General features: G+C 46.3%; 1 protein-coding gene. It reads right to left on the minus strand.

Features of this window, described 5'->3' with window-relative positions; genetic code table 11:
- Positions 1 to 187: 187 nt before the first annotated feature.
- A complete protein-coding gene (locus HMPREF1154_RS09605) occupies positions 188 to 8023 on the minus strand; it encodes a T9SS type B sorting domain-containing protein (RefSeq protein WP_232211992.1) in 7836 nt (2611 codons plus the stop codon).
- Between the last annotated feature and the right edge of the window lie 193 nt (positions 8024 to 8216).

Consider the following 8216-nt stretch of genomic DNA (forward strand, 5'->3'; position numbering starts at 1 on the left):
ACATATGTATAACGCTAGTTTTTTCATTATTCCTTTTTTATTTCTTTTAGTTGTCAGTGGTCAGTAGTTAGTGGTTAGCCGTTAGTGGTTAGTAGTCTGTGGCTAGTGGCTAGTGGTTAGATACTCATCTCTAACCACTAATCACTAACAACTAATCACTACTAATCACTAACAATTAACCATTGAACTATCTAAATAGTGTAAAGTGTCCTTTAAACTCTCGTGAGTCGTCTTCTTCACCCAAGGTGATGATATACCAGTAGTCGCCCGTTGGTAAGGCCTTACCATTATAAGTACCATCCCATGTCTCTGCTCGAGAGAGTTCCTTGAGCAAGCGACCATAACGGTCATAGATCTGAGTGAGGATATTTGGATACTGTTGCGTATTGCGTGGCGACCAAGTATCGTTCTCTCCATCTCCATTTGGTGTGAAGAAGCGTGGTATGTCTATATCTACATAATCTACATAGAACACCTCCTGAGCCGTACAGCCCTTGCTGTCTTCGACCTTCGCTTCTATTCGCTTCTTGAGCTTATTGTCGCTCGGATCTACCCCATCTGGATCTTGTACCCTTACGATATAAGTACCTTCATTGCCCTTATGTACTCCATTGAAGTAGAACACATAATCTGGCACCCCGTTCTTTCCTAAGAGTCTAAGCTCATTGAGTCCTGGAACAGTAGAAGGATCTTGTATCAAGCTAAGTTTCTCTACCAGTGGAATTATCACAGGATTGGTCTCTCCCTCACAAGTGGTGGCCGCATCACTATAGTAAAGCTTAATGGTCTGTGGCAAGGACGATGGTTTCACACTCACATGGTTGCGATTGATTCTCACCTCTGCACCCTGTCCTGAACCTGTAGCAAAGGCATAACGGCTGGTACCTCCATCAAAGGAGTACTGCATCTTGCTGTAATCCACCGTAGCATCATCAAAGGTAATGACCACATTGCCATCATATGCATTATCCGTACAACTATCCTCATAGCTGGCTCTTACTTCCAAGTTAGGCGCTGCTGTCAAGACAAACTTATCAGAGGCTCCTGGACATTGCTTGCCATCAGTGGCTCTTACTCGATAGTTCACCCCTGGGGTCAAGCCATTGATCGTATATGGTAACATACTGGCTCTTACATCAGGATAGGTCTTCACTACCGCATCCTTATCTATATCCACCAAGTCTAAGGTATAGACAAGCTCTGATGGTGTTCCTGTTGGCGTTCCTCCTGTTACATTTACCTTCACATGTCCTAATTCTCCGTAGCATACCAAAGCAGATGCATCTACCTTAGTTACCTTTATCTCTGGTGGGTTGGCTATGGTAAATTGTTGTTCCTTGGTACAGTTCCAACGGTCTCTCACTACCAAGGTATAGTTACCTGCTGGCAAGTCAAAGAACTCATTGCTTACCTGCAACGGACGTATCGCGCCTCTTTCGGAGTGGTACAACTCGTAATAGTAAGTGGTCTTAGGTTGTGCTGCCGTTGGGTCATCATAAGCTCCCCCTCGTGCATTCTCTATCTTGATATAAGCGTCTTCCACTCCCTTACATGATACCATCGGGATCACCGGAGGATCATAGTCTATCGGATCGGGTTTGACTACATCTTTGACCACTTGGGTAAAGGTCTTATCACAACCCCAGGTGTCTTCCACTCGTATATCAAAGCTGGCCCCTGGTGCATTCGCCCCTGGCACTGCTGTAAAGAGCCAACGATTATACACCTCTTCTGCCGTTTGGGTATGGCCATTATCTCCTGTGATAGTAATCTTATATGGGGCTACCCCTCCTACTACCTCTACCGAGATTTCTCCACTACCGGTAGCACTACAATCATCTGGTACCTTGAGCTTTGCGGCTACCGCTATCGGCTGGTCTGCCTGGCGAATTGTAAAGTTCGCCGGTATCTTCGTTACACAGCCTGTACTTGTGGATTTGGCTTCCGCCGTATAGGCTCCATATGGCAATGCTGTGAACCTTACTGTGGTCTGTCCCACAGGTGCATTTACCGTTTGGTTATAAGAAGGATCCGTGATACCCTTGATCGTTACATCAAAGCCTTGAGCTGCCTGATCTACGCCTCCACTATTGCTCAAATCTAAGTCGGCTAAAGTAAAGGTGATCTCTCCATTATTGTCTCCATAACACTTCACTGGTTTTTCCAAGGTCGCTGTCAAGGAGAAAGTATTGGGATCTTGTACCTTATAGGACTCTCCATAGACCACACAACCGGTCTCTTCATTGGTAGCCACTACAGCGTAGTTACCCATGGGCACATTGTCAAAGGTATGGCTTACACTTGCTGTACTTGCCGTTGCCGTTACTATCTGGCTCTGATGAGAACCATTGGCGGCATTCCTCAAGGACAAACTAATGCGTACATCCTTGGTCGGTACTGGATCTAAAGTAGCTGTTACCGTTACCTTTTCTCCTGCATTACATGTGATATCCTGCGCCTCGGTAGCCGTTACATTCTTCACTTTCACAAACGGATCTATCTCTTTACCTGCTGGGAAAGGAAAGTCTCTCACCGCACAGGTGTATTGTGCATCTTCTACACGTAAGGTGTAGGCGCCTCCCGTCTGGTCATCTATGCTAAACTCAGGGGTCAAGAGGTCTATATTACCCGTCACTGGTGTACTTCCCTTAAGTAAGGTAAAGCGATATACACCACTACCTCCTGTTATGGCCGTAATTGGCAACTTAAGCTTGGCTACCATCTCTTGGTCTGCACTACACTTGAACTGTGTAACCTCTGACTGATCCATATCTGCCTTAATCTCCTTCACTCCATAGATGGTCACTTCCGTAGTGGCCTTACATTCGTTCTGACCCTCTACTTCTATAGTGTAGATCACCCCACGTACATGTCCGTAAAGTCCCTTAACTGTGATCTTACGTCCTGATGAATCTATTGTTATCTTACCATTGCTGGCTGTAACACCTCTATAAGGCGTCATAGAAGTCGCATCCAAAGGCACTGTTGTGTTATCATCGGCATAGCGGGCACCCGTTACTGTAAACTTCATCGGTGTCTGCGTTTGTGGTGAGGCCAAGAACGTTGCCATTCCGCCGCCATTTACTTCGCCCAATTCTACATTCGGATTGAAACACTTAGAATCTGCATAGTTCTGCAAGGTCAGTATCGGTAATACCTTTTCTCTTACCGTTACCGTACCTGAGAATGGACAGTCTGGGAAGTCCAAATCTACTATCTCAAACCTATACTTACCTGCCTGACTCACTGGAACGGTAAGGGTGGTGGTTCCTGCAGCCATAGGGGTATCATTCAACGCTACTACATCTCCTGAGGTTGTCTCTCTTAAGAGTCGGTAGATATAGTTATGTGATGGATCTGTATGGTCTATATTGTTCACCTTGATCTCTCCATCTCCCGCCGCTCCTGCACGACAGGTAATTGGCTTGGTTACCTCTAAGGCAAACGATGGCTTACCTGAGAATGTCAAGTTGGCTGTATTGTCTGATGGACATACATTTTGGTCATAAACCCTAATCTCTCTCGGATCTGTATCTGCATATACCTTAAAGATATGTCCTACATACACTCCTGGACTTTCTTCCACTATTGGCATAGGCTGTTTGGCCGATTCTACCCCTCCTGCTTTCTTGAAGGTGTAATAATGCTGACCTCTACCTATCTGACTCATAGTCACCTTTACTGTATATTCAGTGCCTGGTACACACAAGTTCTCTATCGCTACACTGTCTATGTGTGGTGTCTTGTCTTCTTTGATATCCACCGGTTGGCTTACATAGCAATCATTCGCATCTCTTACATGTACATACCATGTCTGCTGACCTGGAGGTGATGGGGTTACTACCGTAATCTTCTTATCCGTTGTTTCAAAGGTCTTATCCAAGACTAACTCTCGGCTATTGGTGGTTACCACCTCGGCCTCTGCCCAGTGATCTACTGGCTCATTAGGATCTGTGGTAATCGTATAGCGGTATGGTGGTTGACCATCCTTCACTTTGATTCTCACCTGAGCCGAATAGTTCGGATTGGCTGGCGTATTGCATGAGGAGTTCTTGATAAGCTCTACATCTACCATAGCCAATGGCTGTGCTGATTTGCTTACCGTAAAGTCCTTGCTGCCTATAATACAGTTTGCCTTAGTTGGGTGCGCACTGTTGTGTTTTACCACAAGTACATAGCGCAAACCATCTTGTAGGCCTGTAACTGCATGCTGGATACGTGCCTTGCCTGCAATCACTGTAGCACTTCCACTATCCAAGCTACCTGAAAGTGGTAAATGAGCTATATCCAATGGGTATGGATAGAGTTCCCAATCTACACCTGTTGCTCCTGTCAAGCCTGTTACTGTGTAATCCAAATTCACATTCGCTCCACAGAGATTTGGCTTGCGGTTCTGCGTAATTGGAGGAGCCAATACTGGCTGGCTCTCAGCTTTCCTAACAGCAGTACAGCCTTTGTACTTGGTGGCTATCTGATAATCTATACCCGCCTGTACATCGATCTCTACCGTTACTCTCTTATTAGTACCTGTTCCTGTTACTACATAAGAGGCTGTCGGTACCCAGTGCTGCGCTCCATGTGCCAAGCTGGCATCATAAATGGCTACCTGCAATTGGTTCTCATCTATAGCCGTTCCATCTTCTCTGATCTCTAACTTTATCCTATCCGTATTACAGTCTACCGTAGTTTGTCCTGCATATTTCACCTTCAAGGTCGTACCATCTATACGGATCTGTGTTCCCACTACCGCACATCCGGTGCTGAGGTTCACCACCGCTGGATAATAGTCTCCCTCAAAGAGGTTCTCAAAGAGGAAGGTGCCAGATGTCTGATTAGGGAAGTCTTCCTTGGCTGCTGTACTACTGCCGCCTGGATACATCCGTGCTAATCCTACTGGATTGCCATTGGCATCCAAACTTGTATACAAGCCCAAACGATAGTCACTTGACAAACTATTGCTAAAGGTAAGTCTTACTTCCCCTAACTTACTGCCTGATGTCTCACAACGTACATCTTTCTTATCCGAAACTGTAAGCGTTGGTGCTGGCTTCTCAATAATATTTACATCTACATATGTTGAACAGTTCTTAGCATCCTTAAGCTCTACTCGGTAGGTACCCGCTGCCAAACCTTGTCCGTTGGTATTATGGGTATCATCCCAGTTGCTTCCGTTTTGCTTATAGATTGTTATCGTATAAGGAGCTACCCCTTTGGTTCTATCTATAGCGGTTTCTATAGGTAGGTATACAGAGCCGTTGAACACGCCTATTACCCCATCTGATGAGCCGGCACAGTTGATCTCACTACCAGCAAGCCCTGGTGAGGCTATAAAGGCTGGTTGCTCTGCCACTACCTCCTCTGAGGTGAGCTGCTCACAGCCCTTGGCATCGGTGATACGGAAGTGATATACCCCTGGTGTCTTTATCGTAACTCCATAGGTGATAACCGTTCCTACATTAGGCGCACCAAAGACTACATTGCCGCCGTCATTGTCCGTTGTTGGGTTATAGCCCGATGGATCTGAGGCCTGTCCGCCTCGCTTCCACTCTACCCTATAGCCGCCTGAGATCTTCTCTCCACCCTGTACTTTGAGCTCTATATGTTCCTCTGCATTCGAATCACAGTTGTATTGGTTATCTGATGTCAATCCTACTTCCAAGGCATCGTTAATGCTGATCGGTATAGGGGTGGCCAAAGAACAGCCTAAGCGGTCTCTTACATTTATGGTATAAGGGGTCGCCCTAGGTGCCAAGCCATCAAACTCATATTCTGTCGGGTTGGCCGGATCACTTACCCAATTGCCATTGCCGTCTATCTCAAACTCATAGCCGCCATTTCCTGTCAAGACTTCTACCAAGATCGTTCCTGTTCCACTTGGTGTCAAGCACAACGTTCCATTGGCCGTAGCTGTTACTTCTATCTTAGCTGGCACATAACGTGATACCACTGGACTCAAACAGCCATTAGCGTCTTTTACCCTGAAGAGGTAACTCATGTTGTCATCTAAGCCTGTAATATCTCCTACATTGCCTGTCCAGTCTGCTGTAGTAATATCTACAAAGTCGGCATCCGATGGTCTCTTCCCCTGCAAGGTGTATGGTGATTGGCCGTGGATTACCTTCACTATAGCTCCCGCTGTAAGATAAGGTGCCACACAGCCCTTAGGATTGATCGTAAGGTCTTCTATCTCCATTTGTGGTATATCCACTATCGTTGCCCCATCTGTGGCTACCTGACAATAAGTGCCATCGGTATCTACCATACGTATGTTCAACGTATGTACTCCTACCGGAGCTTCTATCTCTAACTTATCGGTTCCCACTACCGCTGTAGGGGTAAAGGCTCCGCCTGAAAGCTGGTAGGTGTATGTGTTGCCTGCCTTCATATTGTTTAGCTTCACATAGATCTTACCCTTGCCTGCATGACACTTCGGTGGCTCTACCTGCGTTACCACAGCCGAGAAGCCTCGATTCGGTACTACTTGTACTGAGATCGGCTCGCCTTCTTGGCATGTCTCCGTAGGCTGCGTAACCTTGATGTTATCAAAGCCCATTACCGCATTGCTGACCATCGACTCTATTATCAAGCGTACCTTCGTCTTCTGATTGAAGCCTATAAGCTCATCAAAAGTTACCTCGCCTTCCTTCCAGCCTTCTGCTTGCGTGGCCGCTGGTAAGGTCTTGCTAAAGCGTGAAGAGCCGCCACCCGATGGATTCTCTACCTCCAAAGTTACCTTAAGCGGTACACTATAGGCCGATAAGTGGTTCTTGCCTAAGTTGATGTACTTGAACTTAACGGTCATCGTACGCAACTTCACTACATTATCTATCTGCTTATCATATAATATGGTGTTGCCCGCTCCTGCATGAATCGCATAATAACGACCTGTTCCCGTCTCACTGCGGTATACCGCACTACTTGGCAACTGCTTGGTTAGCAAATATGTGCCTGATGTCAAGATTTCTGTAGCTTTGGCTGAAGTAATTCCCGTAGGGGCTCCTTCTCCCGCTGCTAAATCATCTACGCGCTCTATGTCTCCAAAAGTGGCATTGTACAACTCATTGATAGGGTGTGTACTTGGCTCCTTGTAATAGGCGCGTACAACATATGGGGTCGCCTTGCCTACTAAGCCTGTATAACTGATGCCATCTCCCGCATTAGGGGTCTGACGTGCACCCCCATCCAAACTATACTCATAGGTATAGGTCTTGCCCGATGGTGTGGTTGGGGTTACTGTAAAGCTTCCATTACCTCCACAGTCATACGTTACTGGCGTAGCCGTAAGCGTAGGTTTCACTAAAGCCTTCTTGGCCATTACCTTGAACTCGGCTATACAGCCATTGGCATCTTTTACATATACCAAAATCTCTGGGTCGGCCTCACTACCTCCATCCACATAGAACTCCCTATCTGTAGCATATCCTCCTGAACCTGAGGTAGACATAAAGCTATAGCCTGGCCTACCGCCTCTAACCCAGTTGACCTTCACCAAGAACTTGCCGTTGTTGGTACAGCTGTTATCCTTGACTATACCTATAGATGCTTCTATAGGATCTGGTGAGGTTACCTCTACATCGCGCTTCACTACACAACGTATGTTGCCCGCTCCTGTATGTAGATAACTCAACTCTACTCTATACTTGCCTGCCGCTAAGTGGTTGAACTCTCCTGCTGCATTGGTCTGTACAGCCCAAGAGGAATCCTCTGTGCCGTCTGTCTTATACTTGAAGAGTTGGATCTTTGGATCTGGTGCCGTAGGATCCAAGAACTTAGCGGTGATCTTTCCTGCATTCTGTGTAGCACAAGTAAGTGCTGTAGCTTCTACCTCTACCGCAAACTTAGAGGTCTGACCCACCATTACTTCATTGGTCAAGGCTACCCTATCATCCTGGTCTTTTATCAAGAATACATACTTGCCTTCTTGTGGTACCTCTATCCAAGCATCAAACTTGTCTGGCGGATCATTCGCCGCATTCGATGGCACTACTGGCGCTGAATACTCACTATCTGGTATCAAATCCAATAATACTCCATTATATGAACGCTTCGCATATTCGCCGTTTATCTTATATATTAAATATCTGTAATTTCGCCTTCCGCCCACTACTGTGAACTTGTAAAGCGATTCGTTACACTTGTTATTTGACCAAGTGTTGGTGAACTCTACCCTAGCGGTCATTGCATCCGTCTTAGGTATAGTTACCGTAATCTTCGCC

The sequence above is a fragment of the Capnocytophaga sp. CM59 genome (assembly GCF_000293175.1).
GTDB classification, from domain to species: domain Bacteria; phylum Bacteroidota; class Bacteroidia; order Flavobacteriales; family Flavobacteriaceae; genus Capnocytophaga; species Capnocytophaga granulosa.